Source organism: Streptomyces luteolus, assembly GCF_029968015.1.
In the GTDB taxonomy this organism is placed as follows: Bacteria; Actinomycetota; Actinomycetes; order Streptomycetales; family Streptomycetaceae; genus Streptomyces; species Streptomyces luteolus.
The window spans coordinates 19,563-33,637 of sequence record NZ_JASCIS010000067.1; the positions used below are offsets into that span (position 1 = coordinate 19,563).

Here is a 14,075-nt window from a genome sequence, read left to right on the forward strand (position 1 = left end):
GGGTCGATGGGCGGGTGCGCCGTTCCTCAGGGGGTCACGGGCGGTCACTGTCCCGGCTCGGCCAGCCACCGGGCGTTGCTGTCGTACACCTCGCGCATCAGTTCCGGGCGGTCGATGCCCGGCCGGTCGGGGTGGTTTCCCCAGCCGGCCTGGTTCGACCAGTACTGGGTGTAGCGGTAGGAACGCCGGTAGGAGCCGAGCAGTCCGGTGTCGAGGGAGATACGGTCGCCCACGTATTCGGGGGTCACGGAGTCCTTGAGGTACACCGCCCGGAATTCCGCGATGCGCCAGTCGTCCTGCCGCTTCTCGACCCGGAAACACATCCGCTCCCATACGAAGAGCGTCGCTTCCTGGCCGTCGATCTCGACCGGCATGACGATCTGCGCGGGCAGTTCGGCGAAGGCCCGGTGGCCGTTCAACCGGACCTGGATGGGGCCCAGTTGGTGCAGTCCCTGGCCGCGGGTGGTGGCGGCCAGCTTCTGGGTGTTGGCGATGAATTCATCGCCGCTGCACGATGCCCAGCCGACGGCGATACGAGTGTCCGGATAGTAGCTCGCCGCCATTTCGTCCCACTGCCCGGTGTCGCGCGCCCAGCGTTCGCGTATCACGCACTCCCGGGCGGCATCGGCGGCCAGCAGATCTGCCGTACCGCTGCGCTCTTGTGTACCCATTACCCATTCCTGTCGGCTGTTCGAGGGGCGCCAGTCGATTCGTAGGGGCATTTCCTCGGTGTCAGTTGAGGTACATGTCCACTTCCTCACCCGCGTACGAGGCGGTGGTCTTCGGTGCGCGCTCGACATCGATCCCGAGGTGCGTCCGGTAGGCGGCCACCACGGCGTCGTCGGTGGTCAGTTCCTCGGTGCGGCGCTGCCCGTTCTCGGTCACCGTGAGGGTGTTCTCCCGGATGCTCACGCGCCCGGAGGCGGTCACCTGGGAGGCGAACACGTACTGGAGGAAGGGCGAGTCGGGTGCCGTGCGGTACCACCACAGGGTGGGCAGGAAGGCGTCCAGTTCGGCCGGGCGGTCGTCGATCCGGTACTGCGGCTTGCCCTTGAGGAGGACGTCCACCTCGCCGTTTCCGACGGGCACCAGCTCGTACGCACCGTGCGCGTCGGACTGTTCGCCGCTGGTACCGAAGACGAGCGGCCCGCGGGGGCACTTGCCGAATCCGACATCGACAAGGAGGCTTTCGCCGTCGAGGGTCACCCTGAGGGCCAGGTGCACCATGGGCGGGCCGAGCTTCTCCCCGCTGTAGGTGCGGGCCGGCAGGATCTCCACCTGATATCCGAGCACCTGGAGCAAGAAGCCGAAGGCCGGGTTGAGTTCATAGCAACCGCCACCGCGTCCCCGGTGCACGATCTTGTCCACGACGCTCTCGTCGAGCTGGATCGGCGTGCCGTCGTGGTAGTCGAGATTCTCGAACGGGACCGAGAGAATGTGGCGTTCCTGCAACTCCCGCAGTGCGTCCAGGTCGGCGGTCTCCGGGTGTTCCGCACCGATTCGCTTCAGATACAGATCAACGGTGGCGTCGTTCAACACTGCGGCCCCCTGAGGGATAGGGAATTGCGGAAAGCGGACTCACTCTGCGCCGGACTCCGCTGCGATCTCTGCGATTTCTGCGATCTCTGCGATCTCTGGATCTCTGCGATCTCTGGGATCTCTGGATCTCTGCGATCGCTTGCGATTTCTGCAGCGGTCCCTGCTGCGATCTCTGCTGCGATCTCTGTTGCACCGGCAGCCGACTCAAGCGCGTCACCGGATCGACCGCCAAGAGCCGGACCCGCGATCTGTCAGGTCCGGCCGCCCAGTTGACATAGTGCGACCCGCGTCGTTGCCGGTGGCACCGCCTCCCACCAGGCTGACCCGGCACGTCGCCGACGGCCTGCCGCCGGCCCCCGACCTCCTGCCCGCGGCGCCGCCCGCGCAGTCTGTCCGCATCGCCCGCAGAGGGAGCATCCCAGGCATGACGAACGTCGCGATCGTTTACTACTCCGCCACCGGACACGTCCATCAACTGGCCCAGGCCGCGGCGCAGGCGGCGGAGAAGGCCGGCGCCGAGGTGCGCCTGCGCAAGATCGGCGAATCCGTCCCCGGGCAGGACACCGCCGACCTGCTCTGGATCGACCACACCGTGTGGAGCGAGCACACCGACGCCACCGCCGAGATCCCCGTGGCCCAACTCGCCGACCTGGAGTGGGCCGACGCCATCATGATCGGCACGCCGGTCCGCTACGGCCTGCCGGCCCCCAAGCTCATGGAGTGGATCGACACCACCACCGACATGGCCATCGCGGGCAAGCTCCACGACAAGCCCGTGACCGCGTTCACCTCGGGCGACGGGGCGCACGCCGGGCAGGAGACGGCGGTGCTCGGCCTCCACAACACCTTCTGCCACTGGGGCGGGGTCATCGTGCCCAACGGCATCACCCACGAGGTGATCAGCAAGCGCCGCGCCAACGGCTGCCCTTACGGCACCGCCAGCCACTCGCACCAGAAGCAGCCGGGCACCGTCCCCGCCGACAACATCGCCGCCGTGGAGTACCAGGCCCGCCACGTCATAGAGATCGCCGCAGCCCTGGGCCGGGGACTCGCCGCGTCCTGAAGGCCCGTACGGCCTCCCCCCGCTCAGACCAGCCTTCGTACACAGGAGAGACCATGGCCGTCCAGTCCGATGGACCCAGCCCGCCCCGCGCCCTGACGACGCCGGACACGGACCGGAGCGACTCCAACCCACCACGGGTCGCGGGACTGTGGCTGTCCCTGATCGCCGCCCCGGCGACCTTCGGCGTCGCCGCCCCGGCCATCGTCCTGCCCAAGATGGCCGACGGCTACGGCCTCACCCTGGACGTCGCCAGCTGGCTGGTGACCATCGCGGCCCTGTCGATCGCCGTGGGCACTCCCCTGGCCGGCGGGCTGATCAGCAAGCGCGGACTGCGCACCGCACTGATCACCAGCGCCCTGCTGCTGGTCGCCGGCACCGTCGTGGTGGCCGCCGTGCCCTGGCTGCCAGCGGTCCTCCTCGGCCGGTCCGGACAGGCCCTGGGCAGTACCGGCCTGATCGCCGTCGCGATGAACCTGGCGGGAACCGCCGGCCGGATGGGCCTGATCACCTCGACGATCGCCGCCTGCGCGGCGGTCGGCCCGCTGGTCGGCTCGCTGGTCACCGAATGGACCTCGTGGCTGGTCGTGCTGCTCCTGCCGGTGGTGGCCGCGCTGTTCGTGCCCCCCGTGCTGCGGCACGCCCCCACCGCCCCGGCCGACGGGAGCCGCTTCGACGGGCGCGGCGCGGTCCTGCTGACGGCGCTGGCCACCGCCCTGGTCGTCATCCCCTACTTCCCCCTGCCCGCGGCGCTCTGCGCGGTGGCGGCCGCCCTGCTGCTCGCCCTGCACATCAAGACCCGCCCCGACGGGTTCGTCCCGGTCGTCCTGCTGCGCTCCCCGCTCTTCATCGGCGTCAGCCTGCTTGCCCTGCTCCTGGCCACCTCCTTCTTCCGGCTGCTCTTCGTCATCCCCGGGCAGCTCTCCGCCGACGCCGGCTGGAGCGAGGACGCGATCGGCGTGGGCACCACGGTGTCCCAAGTGGCGGGCTCCGTCCTCGCCTTCGTCATCGCGGCGATCGCGATCCGCATGGGCCGCGTCCCCGTCGCGGTCGTCCTGGCCGCCGCCGGCGTCCTTGCCGCAGTCCTCACCGCCGTCTCCGCCTCGGCCATCGTCGTCCTTGCGGCCCTGGCCATCGCCCTCTTCGCCGCGGCAGGCGGCCAGGGCGCCCTCATGGCCTTCGCCACCGACACCGTCGACAGCACCAAACGGCCGGTGGCCATCGGCCTGTTCAACCTCTGCTACCAGCTGGGCGGAGCGCTCGGACCCGCCCTCGCCGCGATGTCCGCCGCCTCCTGACCCACCACCGCACCCCCCTCGGCCGCCCGTCGCCCCAGGTCCCGACCACCGGGACACTGGGGCCCGCGGCGTGCCCGCGTACGGCGGTCAAGTGCCTGCCCGCGGTGGTCAAGTGCGTGCGGACAGCGGCCGGATGGGTGCGTACGGCCGGGCGGTCACGTGCGTGCGTACGGCCGGGCGGTCAGGTGCGTGCGTACGGCCGGGCGGTCACGTGCGTGCGTACGGCCGGGCGGTCACGTGCGTGCGTACGGCGGCCGAGGGGAACTTGACGAACCCGAAGGGCCTGCGTTGACCGGCCGTCCCCCGGCTCGGCAGGGTCCATCACATGGCGAACACGATTATCGAGAAGTCACCCCTGTTCGAACTCCGGGCGAAGATCAAGATCTCCGCGCGCCCCGAGGACGTCTACGCCGTCGTCAGCGACCTGCCGCGCAGCGCCGAGTGGAGCCCCGAGTGCGTGGGCGGCGAGTGGATCTCCGGTGAACCCTCCCAGGTGGGCTCGGTCTTCCGCGGCGAGAACCTGCGCAGCGAGGACGTCGTGGCGTGGGCCCCGCTGGTCCGCGGCACCTGGTACACCGACGCGCGGATCACCGCCGCCGAGCCCGGCCGTACGTTCTGCTGGATGATGCTCAGCCACGCCCAGGAGGACCAGGAGAGCGTCTGGGGCTTCGACGTCGAGCCCGACGGCGACGAGGGTTCCGTCCTCGTGCACCACTTCCGTATGGGCAAGGCCACCGCCGGCATCCACAAGATCGTCGCGGATCTCTCGGAGGCCGAGCGCGAGAAGTTCGTGGCCGACTGGACGGCCAAGCTCGAGCAGGACCTGGACGACACCCTCGCGCGCATTCGGAACCTCATCGAGAAGCAGTGACCCGGCGGGCACGGCCCACGCGAAGCGGCGGACCGGCCGGCCCGGCCACGCATGTTCCTGGACGAGAAAGCGGTTAGATGTTTCTCCAGCGCATAGGAAACAACGGCATTCGTCTGGGCACGCTGTTCGACCGAGCAGCCGCCCGGCACCCAGCCAACTTCGTGGTCCTCGACCACGATCTCGACATCGCTCCCCACCTGGGCCGCCGCGCCTCGCTGACCGAACTGGCGGACCTGGTGGACGACTTCGCCTCCCGGCTGTGGTCGGTGGGCGCCCGTCCCGGTGACCACGTGGTGGTGCACAAGGGCGACGGCTTCGACATCTCCCTCCTGGCCTGCGCGGTCGCCCGGATCGGTGCGATTCCGGTGCTGCTCTCGCCGAAACTCGAGGGGGCGACGGTGGCCGAGCTGCTGCGGCGGGTCGGGCAGCCCTATCTGGTCACCGACCAGGCCAAGCTGGACTCCTCGCTGCCGGCCGAGGTCTTCGGACTGTCCCGTCAGGTGCTGCTCACCTCCGGCGAGCACGAGGGCGCGACGCCGTTCGCCTCGCTCGCGGACGTCCGGCGCGTACCGGCGGTGACGATGCCGCCGGACCACCCGACGCTGGTCACCCACACCTCGGGGACCACGGGCACGCCCAAGCTGGCGGTGCACACCGGCCGCAGCTTCCAGGCCCGCTACCGTCCGCAGGGCACCGTGGTGTCGCTCGGCGTGCGCCGCAGCGAACCCGTCGCCGTGCACGTGTCGTTCGTGCACTCGCGGATGTTCACGGCCATGCCGATCTCCATCCTCCAGGGCCACCCGCTGATCATTCTCAGGGACGACGACCCGGAGTCCGTCGGCGACCTGTTCACGCAGGTGCCGCCCGGCTTCATCGAGGCGCACCCCAACACGTTCCTGCGCTGGGAGGTCCTGGCGGACGACCCGCGGCGGCCGCTGGCGAAGGTGAGGTTCTTCAGCTCCACCTTCGACGCGATCCACCCCCGTACGGTGAACACGATGCTGAAGGCCTCGGGCCGCAAGCGTCCCAGGTTCGTCCAGGCGTACGGCCAGAGCGAGGTCGGCCCGATCGCCGGGCGCACCTACTCCCTCAAGGACGGCGCGGACTTCAACGGCCGGTGTGTGGGTGCCCCGTTCCCCGGCATGACCGGTGTGCGGGTGGTCAGCCGGGACGGCCGTACGCCGACGAAGCAGAACCCCGGCTACATCGAGGTGAAGAGCGACGGCCGCATCGTGACGTACCTGGCGGAGCATCCGCGCTGGGAGAAGCAGGTCAACGACGGCTGGTGGCGGATGGGCGATGTCGGCTACCGCACCAAGTGGGGTTGCCTGCACCTCCTCGACCGCGAGGTCGACGAGATCCCCGGGGTCGAGTCGACCCTGGAGCTGGAGGACAAGCTCTTCACGCGGCTGCCCGAGCTGGTCGAGGTCATCATCATCCCCGGTGAGGGCGGCACCGCGGTCCCCGTGGTGTGCACGCGGGACGACGCGCCGCTCGACGAGATCGCCTGGAAGTCGGCCGTGGTGGACCTGCCGCCGCTGGCGGAGCCGGTGCAGCTGCGGCTCGACGAGCTGCCGCAGACCGCCACGACGAAGATCAAACGGTTGGAGCTGGCCCGGCGCCTTCAGGCGGCCTGACGGGCCCTGGGACCGCCGCGCTCTCGACACCCTCGACGCCACCTCGTGCGTCGGGGGTGTCGTGCTGCCGTAGGAGCAGCCCGACGCCTGTGCCGGGCTGGAGCGCACGGCGGGGGCCGCCGGCCCGCTGGACGGCGGCCCCCGCGAGCGGTGCTCGGTCAGCGGATGGCGCCCGCCGGGACCGGAACCGGGACCGGGACCGGGGCGGGCAGGGTGTGCACCCCGGTCGGGACGCGGTCGGGGACGTTTGCCGCGTCCGGTACCGGCTCGCCCGCGAGGGCGCGGAGGACCGACGCGGCGACCGTCGTGCCGGCGCGCTCCTGGGCCTCGGTCGTGCTCGCGCCGAGATGCGGGGTCGTGACGACGTTGTCGAGACCGAGGAGCGGGGAGTCCGTGCAGGGCTCCGTCACGTAGACGTCCAGGGCGGCGCCCGCGATCTCGCCGGTGGTGAGGGCCTCGTGGAGGGCGGACTCGTCGACGATGCCACCGCGCGCCACGTTGACGACGTACGCGGTGCGCTTGGCGCGGGAGAGTTCCGCGGCGCCGATCAGGCCCGTCGTCTCCGGGGTCTTCGGCAAATGGACCGTCACGAAGTCGGCGCGGTCCAGGAGTTCGTCCAGCGGGACCAGAGGCGTGCCGTCGTCGGAGCCGGTCACGTACGGGTCGTACGCGATGACGTTCATGTCGAAGGCCCGCAGCCGCTTGGCGACGAGGCGGCCGATGCGGCCCAGGCCGACGATGCCGAGGGTCTTGCCCGCGATCTCGGTGCCCGTGTGGCGGCTGCGCTCCCAGGCGCCGCGGCGCAGCGCCCCGTCGGCCTGCGGGATGTCGCGGGCGACGGACAGGATCAGGGCGCAGGTCAGTTCGGCGGCGCTGACGACGTTCGCGGCGGGGGCGTTGACGACGAGGACGCCCGCGGCGGTCGCGGCGGGGATGTCGACGTTGTCGAGGCCGACGCCGGCGCGGCCGATGACCTTCAACTTGTCGGCGGCGCCGATGACTTCGGCGTCGGCGCGGGTGCTGCTGCGGACGAGGAGCGCGTCGGCGTCGGTGACGGCGGCCAGGAGCGCGGCCCGGTCGGTGCCGTCGCAGTGGCGGACCTCGACGTCGGGGCCGAGGGCGTCGACGGTGGCGGGCGAGAGCCGGTCGGCGATCAGTACGACGGGCCTGGGCATGGTGGTGCCTTTCTGAAGGGTGAGGGGGTGTGGTGGTGGTCAGCGCCACAGGAGGGCGATGACGCCGAGGACGAGGAAGGCCACGGTGTGGGTGGCGAGGACGGTGCGCAGGACGTGGCCGGTGTTGACGGGCGCGGGCGCGGACTCCTCGGTGCGTACGGCCGTGGCGGGTGCCTCGGTGCGTACGGCCGTGGCGGGTGCCTCGGTGCGTACGGCGGTGTCGGTTGCCGTGGCGGTGCCGCCCTGGCCGCCGCCCGTCGGGCTCGGCTGCTGCTCGGGCGCGGGCGAAGTGGCCTGCGGGCCGGGCGAGTTGGTGGCGAGTTCGGCGGCGAGCAGGACGCGGGCCACGGAGCCGCCGGAGGCGAGTGCCGCGCTGACGTTCTGGACGCCGACGAGCTGCAGCGCCGGGTAGCCGAGGGCGTGGGCGGCGCCGCTCTGGCTGGCGGCGAACATGGCGTTGGCGCCTGTGTTGGAGCCGGCGAGGAAGCCGCCGACGGCGCCGATCCAGGGGGCGAGGAGCAGATAGGCAGGGCCGAGCGCGGCGCAGGCCTCGGCGATCTCGCGGCTCATCCCGGTGACGGTGAGGAGCGTGCCGAGGATCAGGAACAGCGCGGTGGTGAGGGTGACCTGCCACCAGCGGGCGGTGGCGGTGGTGACGGCGGTGGGCAGCGCGGCACCCTCTGTGCCGTCGGCGCCGAGGAGCCGCGGGGTGAGCGCGGCGGTGAGCAGCAGCCAGCCGGCCGGTCCCGCGAGCACGGTCCACCAGCCCTCCTCGATGCCGGCCGCGCTGAGGGCGGCGCGCCCGGCGAGCAGCCCGAGGACGAGGAAGGCGTACGGGGCGAGGGCGCGGCCGACCGGCTCCGCCTGCTCGCGGCCCTGTTCTTGCAGGCGGGAGACCAGGAGCAGGACGGCGATGGTGGCGAGGCCGCCGAGCACACCGGCGAGCGGGACGCCGATGTAGGTGTTGACGGCCCACACGGTGAACCACAACGTGCCGGTGGCGAGGAGGAGTTCACCGGCCGCACCGAGCGCACGGCGCGGCCCGTGGGCGACGGCGAGGGCCGCGGCGCCGCAGATCAGGAAGACGGGCGCGGACAGCAGCGCGGAGACGACGCCGAGTTCCTGGAAGTCGACCTGGCCGAGCTCGGCGGAGACCAGGCTGCCGGGGGCGAGTGAGCCCCACGGCACGGTGACGAGCCCGAGCAGGCCGACCACGGCGGCCTTGGCCGGGGCCAGGCCGAGCTGGCGGAGCAGCGGGATGGCGACGACGACGCCGATGCCGAAGCCGGTGAGGGACTCGGCGAACGGGGTGACGCCGAACACGATGAGCATCACGGCCCGGCTGTGGGAGCTGCAGGCGCCGCTGAGGCGTGCGCCGAGCCGGGCCTGTGCCCCGGTGCGGGACATGAGTTCGCTCAGGAGGATGCCGCCGAAGAGGATCGCGGCGAGCTCGACGAGCGTGGGCAGCATGTGGAGTTGGGCCTCACCCAGGTCCGCGAGCGGCGTGCGGAACGTGGTGGCGGTGAGGACGGCGGCGGTGCCGAGGGCGGCGAGGGCCGCGTAGAGGGCCCGTACCTTCGCGGCGAGGAGTCCGAGGGTGGCGAGGACGGGGAGGGTCGCCAGGAGTGCGTTCATCGGGTGGCCTTCGCTGGGGCGGCGGGTGCGGCTCCTCGGATACGGGGCTCCTGGGTGCGGGCCGTTGCGAGGAGGGCGCGGACGCTGCGGTCGGCGTCGAGGAGGGCCCGGTTGGGGCCGCCGGGTGAGGGGACGTAGTGGTTGTAGAACGTGGCGCCCTCGGTGAGCGGGCCGAGGATCCACAGGCGGGTGTCCACGGTGGTGTCACGGCCGACCGGGTGCTGGGCGCGCGTGAGGTCGACGCCGCGGCTGTGCGGGGCGTCGGGCCGGTGGCGGCGCAGCCGGCCGGTGTCGCGCAGGTGGTTCAGGAGCGCGCTGCCGGTGCGGTCGATGTCGGGCTGGCCGGAGGTGGCGTGGCAGAGCCAGTCGGCGTGCACGGTGTGCCCGGTGGTGAGGCGGGTCGAGGCGAGGCGCCAGACACCGGCGGTCTCGTCCCGGACGACCTCGGGTTCGGGGCCGAGCGGGATCTCGACGACGCCCGCGTCGATGAGCGCCAACAGCTCGCGGTGGCGGTCGAGTTGGGGTCCGGTGACGGAGCGGTTGAGTACGGCGGTGAACGCGCCGTAGAACTCGTCGTGGGACTTCTCGTCCAGGCCCGCGAAGTCGACGGCGTACCGGATGATGTCGCGCTGGTCGCGGAGGACTTCGAGCGCCGACTTGAGGGGGCTGGCGCCGAGTCCGGCGTTCGCCTCGTCCAGGTCGGCGCGCAGGGCCGCCGTGTAGTGGTCCTGGTGGGCGGCGCTCGTGTCCAGCGGGCCGGGGCCCGGGAAGAGCACCCGCTCGGGCACGAACTGGCCGTACGTCTGGGCGTGTCGGCCGTCGAGGACGTCCAAGGCGGCGTCGAGGGTGCCGTCGCGGGCGGCGTCCCGCAGCGTCTGCTCGGTGGCCGCGGCGGCACCGGCGAGGTGGGCGCAGCGGCGGTGGAACGCGATGCGCATCTCGGCGCAGATCAGCGGCACGAGGTCGCCGTGGAGGCTGAGCGTGCCGTCCGTGGAGCCGGTCCGCAGCCGGTCGATGCGGGCGCGGGTCAGGGCGAGCGGTTCGAAGGCGCCGTCGCGGTTGTTGTGCGGGCGGGCGCGGAACGGCAGGCCCGTACGGGAGAAGAGCACGATGCGCGGTTCCCGGCCGCTCGGCTCGTACGCCCCGTCGGCGTGCCGGCCGCCGCGGCCCACGGTGAGGGCCGCGAGGGCGTCCATGCCGGACAGGCCGGTGCCCGCGAGGGCGATGGTGTGCTCGGGTGCGACGTCCGCGAACTGCTCGGCGGGCGGGTACGGGGAGCGGATGCGGCGGTCCTCGCCGGGCGCCCGGGGTGCGGGCGGCTCGGGGGTGTGGCCGGTGGTGAGGAACACGTGGTGGCTGCGGAGCACGGTGCCGTTGTCGAGGGTGATGACGCGCAGGTCCTGCTCGCCGGGGTCGGCGTCCAGGGTGAGGGCGGTGGCGGGGTGCAGCCGGATGTTGAGGTGGTCGGGGGCGCGGCGCAGGGTGCGCTGCAGGAACCAGGACAGGTAGCTGCCGAGGATGCGGCGCGGCAGGTAGTCGTCGGGGCGTATCTCGCGGCCCTCGGTCTGCAGGGTGAACCCGTCGTCGGCGAGGCGGAGTTGCAGCTCGCGCACCCACTCGTACAGGTTCGGGCCCCGGTCGCCGACCGCGTCGCCGACGGTGGCCTCCTCGGGGAAGAGGGAGACCTGGCTGCACACGGTGTTGAGGAGCAGGTGGTCGGGCTGGTCCGGGGTGTGCAGGCCGGTGCCGTCGCAGCCGGGGTCGACGAGGTCGACGGTCAGGGGGCGCCGCTGCCAGTCGGGGTGCGAGGTGTGGGTGATTAGGCGTTCGAGTACGCCGATGCCGCGGGAGCCGAGGCCGATGATGCTGACGGCGGTCGCGGGCGTCCGGTGCCGTACGGGGGAGGTCCGGAAGGTCGGTTTCATGGTCACCACCGCTGGGTCTCGCCGAAGAAGTCGCTGATCTCGACGGCCTCGCCGGACTCCTTGGCCGTGCGGTACACGTGCGTGCCGACCGCGAGGTCGAGGACGCCGAGTCCGAACGGCGAGAAGATCACCGGCCGGTCGGTGGCGATCTCGACGGTGCCGCGGATGACCTGGGCGAGGGTGCCGTCGATGAAGTCGCGGTGGCCGTACTTCTGTTCCGCGAGGTGCGGGGAGGTGTTGGCGGTCATGCAGTGGCCGATGTCGTCGAGGATGTTCTGCGCACCGGCGATGATCTCCGGGCCGATGTCGCGCAGCGACACGTTGAGGACGGTCTGGCCGGGGACGAAGGTGTCGGGGTCCAGGACGTACGGCTCGCCCGCGGTGGTGGCGAACACGACGAGGTCGGCGCCGGTGATCGCGGTGTCGAGGTTCTCCTCGACGCGCGCCGGGTAGTCGAGTTCACCGGCGGCGTAGTCGGCGAAGGCCTGGCCGTAGGCGGGGATGCGGTCGTGGATGACGAGGTCGTCGATCTGCCATTCCTGGGCGTGGAAGAACTCCAGGATGTTGCGGGCGATGATGCCCGCGCCGACGATCGTGAGCCGCTTCGTGGTGCTGCGGCCGGTGAGCTCCTCGGCGGCGAGGACCGCGGACGCGGCGGTACGGGCCGCGCTGATCTGGGAGGCCTCCAGGCAGGCGAACGGGTAGCCGGTCTCGTAGTCGTTGAGGAGCAGCGCCGCGGAGGCGCGGGGCACCTTGTTCTTGATGTTGCCGGGGAAGCTGCTGATCCACTTGATGCCGGCGACGTTGTGCTCGCCGCCGAGGTAGGCGGGCAGCGCGATGATGCGGCTGTCGGGCTTGTCGGGGAAGCGCAGGAAGTAGCTGTTGGGGTTGACGGAGTCACCGTCCTCGTGGGCGAGGTAGGTGGCGCGTACTTCCTCGACGATCTGCTTGCGGCTGCGCCCGATGATGTCGCGGGCGGTCCTGCCGCCGATGACGCTGAACTCGAACACGGGTCATCCCTTCACTGCGAGGGCGGTCGTGGTCCGCTCCCGCTGGTCTTCGCTGCGGTCGGTGCTTGTGGTGTCGGTCTGGGGGGTGCGGGGGTCGGAGTCGAGGCGGCCGAAGCGCTCGTAGACCCATACGTCGTCGTAGATCGTGTCGAGGTAGCGGTCGCCGATGTCCGGGGCGATGGCCACCACGAGCGAGCCGGGCGCGATGTGGTCGCTGCTGCGCTCGATCGCCGCGAGGACCGAGCCGGTGGACCCGCCGAGGGCGATGCCGCGTTCGGCGGCGAGGCGGCGGCACATCCGTACGGCTTCGAACTCGGGGATGAGGACGACCTCGTCCACGCGTCCCGGCCGGAAGATCTCCGGGCGGCGGCTGGTGCCGAGGCCGGGGATGTGCCGCTTGCCGGCCGGTCCGCCGAACGTGACGGAGCCGAGCGAGTCGACGGCGACGATCCGGGTGCGCGGGGAGTGCTCGCGGAAGTAGTCGGTGCAGCCCATGAGGGTGCCCGTGGTGCCCGCGCCGACGAACAGGTGGTCGATGTCCCAGCCCTGCCGGCCGATGGCGGCCGCGGTGCGCTCGTAGTGGGCGCGCGGGTTGGCCGGGTTGGCGTACTGGTTGGGCCACACCAGGGAGGCGTCCTCGGCGAGCCGCTGGTGGATGTAGTCGATCCGGGTCTGCAGATAGCCGCCGTTGGCGTCGCGTTCGGTGACGACGACGACATCGGCGCCGAACGCCTCCATCAGGCCGATGCTCTGCCGGGAGGTGTTCGGGTCGGCGACGCAGATGAACGTGTAGCCGCGCGCGGCGCACACGGAACTCAGGGCGATCCCGAGATTTCCGGAAGACGATTCGATGACACGCCCGCCGGGTTCGAGGAGCCCCTTTCGTTCGGCGTCCTCGATCAGGCCGACAGCGGCCTTGATCTTGATGGAGCCGGCCGGGTTGAGGCCCTCGATCTTCAACTTCAGGTCTATCTGTGGAATGAATCCGTCCAGGTCCAGGAAGACGCTGTCCAGAACCAGTTCATGAGCATTCCGATAAAGCATCGGACCTCGTCCTTCTGGAGGTGAGAGCCGAACTCCCCCGTATTCCAAGGTGGTTCACAGTCTTCGGATCGTTCGAGTCTCGGGCGAACAGCAGATTCCTGAACTCTGCCGCTGTCCTCGACCCCCCTCAATCGGAGATGAAGACTTTGTCACGTGTTCGCGGGCACGGGGCGGGTGTCACGTCGCGCGACGGGGCGGGCGCGGTAAGACACTGGGGCCATGGACACACCTGACAGCGGGATTCTGCTCTTCCGCAACACCATGCGCATCAACGACGGGCACCTGGAGGGTTTCCGCAACGCCACCGCCAGAGCGGTCGAGTTCGTCGAGCGGCACGGACCCCAGCTCATGGTGGAGGTGTTCATCGACGAACAGCGGCTGCTCGCCGACAGCTTCCAGCTCTACCGGGACTCCGATGCCGTACGGGCGCACTGGCAGATGTCGGCCCCGTACATCAACGACGTGATGGACCACTGCCGGGTGGAGCACTTCGAGGTGTTCGGCGCGCCGGACGACGACGTGGTGCGGGGCGTACGGAACGCGCTCGGCGACCAGGTGTCACCGACGTTCTCGCCGCGCTTCACCGGGTTCATGCGCTTCAACGCGCCGCAGCCGGGGAAGTAGCCGGCGTCCCGCCGCCCTCCTCCCCCGGCCTGTGCGGCGCGTCAGCCGACGACGGTCCAGGTGTCGTTGCCGGTGAGGAGGGCGGCGAGGTCGCCCTTGCCGTTCTGTTCGATGGCGGCGTCGAGCTGCTCGGACATCTGGGTGTCGTAGACGGGCCGCTCGGCGGAGCGGAACACGCCGATCGGGGTGTGGTGCAGGGTGTCGGGGTCGGCGAGGCGGGACAGGGCGAACGCGGTGGTCGGGGACGCGGCGTGGGA

At 71.3% G+C, this 14,075-nt stretch carries 11 protein-coding genes and 2 pseudogenes; 5 read left to right on the plus strand and 8 right to left on the minus strand.

The features are described from left to right. Window positions 1-44: 44 nt before the first annotated feature. Together QIT00_RS36290 and QIT00_RS36295 are read right to left on the minus strand one after the other, a co-directional pair. Window positions 45-671 carry a nuclear transport factor 2 family protein gene (locus QIT00_RS36290; protein ID WP_282539770.1) on the minus strand — a complete coding sequence of 209 codons (627 nt, stop codon included), beginning with the start codon at window positions 669-671 and terminating at the stop codon, window positions 45-47. Window positions 672-732: 61 nt separating this feature from the next. Further along, a complete protein-coding gene (locus QIT00_RS36295; protein WP_282539771.1) occupies window positions 733-1,539 on the minus strand; it encodes an arylamine N-acetyltransferase family protein in 807 nt (268 codons plus the stop codon). Window positions 1,540-1,963: 424 nt separating this feature from the next. Here QIT00_RS36295 and QIT00_RS36300 point away from each other — a divergent pair, with 424 nt between their 5' ends. The 4 genes from QIT00_RS36300 to QIT00_RS36315 all read left to right on the plus strand — a co-directional run bounded on the left by QIT00_RS36300 (window position 1,964) and on the right by QIT00_RS36315 (window position 6,405). Beyond that, a complete protein-coding gene (locus QIT00_RS36300) occupies window positions 1,964-2,602 on the plus strand; it encodes an NAD(P)H-dependent oxidoreductase (protein WP_282539772.1) in 639 nt (212 codons plus the stop codon). Window positions 2,603-2,655: 53 nt separating this feature from the next. Beyond that, window positions 2,656-3,897: an MFS transporter gene (locus tag QIT00_RS36305; protein ID WP_282539773.1), complete on the plus strand. Its 1,242-nt coding sequence runs from the start codon at window positions 2,656-2,658 to the stop codon at window positions 3,895-3,897. A gap of 325 nt (window positions 3,898-4,222) precedes the next feature. Then, entirely contained in the window at window positions 4,223-4,768 is a 546-nt protein-coding gene (locus QIT00_RS36310; RefSeq protein WP_282539774.1) for an SRPBCC family protein, read from the plus strand. Window positions 4,769-4,845: 77 nt separating this feature from the next. Then, window positions 4,846-6,405 (plus strand): class I adenylate-forming enzyme family protein, encoded by a 1,560-nt coding sequence (locus QIT00_RS36315; RefSeq protein WP_282539775.1) that lies wholly within the window; start codon window positions 4,846-4,848, stop codon window positions 6,403-6,405. A gap of 242 nt (window positions 6,406-6,647) precedes the next feature. On the opposite strand, the pseudogene QIT00_RS36320 reads toward QIT00_RS36315, so the two are convergent. The 5 genes and pseudogenes from QIT00_RS36320 to sbnA all read right to left on the minus strand — a co-directional run. Next, window positions 6,648-7,580: pseudogene (locus tag QIT00_RS36320) on the minus strand (hydroxyacid dehydrogenase); the annotation flags it as partial. A gap of 39 nt (window positions 7,581-7,619) precedes the next feature. Beyond that, on the minus strand, window positions 7,620-9,215 hold the full coding sequence (locus tag QIT00_RS36325) for an L-lactate permease (RefSeq protein ID WP_282539776.1): 1,596 nt from the start codon (window positions 9,213-9,215) through the stop codon (window positions 7,620-7,622). Beyond that, window positions 9,212-11,140, minus strand: a complete 1,929-nt coding sequence (locus tag QIT00_RS36330) for an FAD/NAD(P)-binding protein (protein WP_282539777.1) — start codon at window positions 11,138-11,140, stop codon at window positions 9,212-9,214. Before QIT00_RS36330 ends, QIT00_RS36325 begins: the two co-directional genes overlap by 4 nt. A gap of 2 nt (window positions 11,141-11,142) precedes the next feature. Next, entirely contained in the window at window positions 11,143-12,150 is a 1,008-nt protein-coding gene (sbnB, locus tag QIT00_RS36335; protein ID WP_282539778.1) for a 2,3-diaminopropionate biosynthesis protein SbnB, read from the minus strand. Between the two features lie 3 nt (window positions 12,151-12,153). Then, on the minus strand, window positions 12,154-13,194 hold the full coding sequence (gene sbnA, locus QIT00_RS36340; protein WP_282539779.1) for a 2,3-diaminopropionate biosynthesis protein SbnA: 1,041 nt from the start codon (window positions 13,192-13,194) through the stop codon (window positions 12,154-12,156). Window positions 13,195-13,413: 219 nt separating this feature from the next. Between sbnA and QIT00_RS36345 the strand changes: the two genes are divergently transcribed. Further along, window positions 13,414-13,818 (plus strand): hypothetical protein, encoded by a 405-nt coding sequence (locus tag QIT00_RS36345; RefSeq protein ID WP_282539780.1) that lies wholly within the window; start codon window positions 13,414-13,416, stop codon window positions 13,816-13,818. A gap of 41 nt (window positions 13,819-13,859) precedes the next feature. On the opposite strand, the pseudogene QIT00_RS36350 reads toward QIT00_RS36345, so the two are convergent. Then, a pseudogene (locus QIT00_RS36350) lies at window positions 13,860-14,075 on the minus strand (2-oxoacid:ferredoxin oxidoreductase subunit beta); the annotation flags it as partial.

Bases quoted from the DNA above. Each gene is read 5' to 3' on its own strand.
- QIT00_RS36290 (WP_282539770.1), bottom strand. From the start codon at position 671: ATGGGTACACAAGAGCGCAGCGGTACGGCAGATCTGCTGGCCGCCGAT.
- QIT00_RS36300 (WP_282539772.1), top strand. From the start codon at position 1,964: ATGACGAACGTCGCGATCGTTTACTACTCCGCCACCGGACACGTCCAT.
- QIT00_RS36305 (WP_282539773.1), top strand. From the start codon at position 2,656: ATGGCCGTCCAGTCCGATGGACCCAGCCCGCCCCGCGCCCTGACGACG.
- QIT00_RS36310 (WP_282539774.1), top strand. From the start codon at position 4,223: ATGGCGAACACGATTATCGAGAAGTCACCCCTGTTCGAACTCCGGGCG.
- QIT00_RS36315 (WP_282539775.1), top strand. From the start codon at position 4,846: ATGTTTCTCCAGCGCATAGGAAACAACGGCATTCGTCTGGGCACGCTG.
- QIT00_RS36325 (WP_282539776.1), bottom strand. From the start codon at position 9,215: ATGAACGCACTCCTGGCGACCCTCCCCGTCCTCGCCACCCTCGGACTC.
- QIT00_RS36330 (WP_282539777.1), bottom strand. From the start codon at position 11,140: ATGAAACCGACCTTCCGGACCTCCCCCGTACGGCACCGGACGCCCGCG.
- sbnA (WP_282539779.1), bottom strand. From the start codon at position 13,194: ATGCTTTATCGGAATGCTCATGAACTGGTTCTGGACAGCGTCTTCCTG.
- QIT00_RS36345 (WP_282539780.1), top strand. From the start codon at position 13,414: ATGGACACACCTGACAGCGGGATTCTGCTCTTCCGCAACACCATGCGC.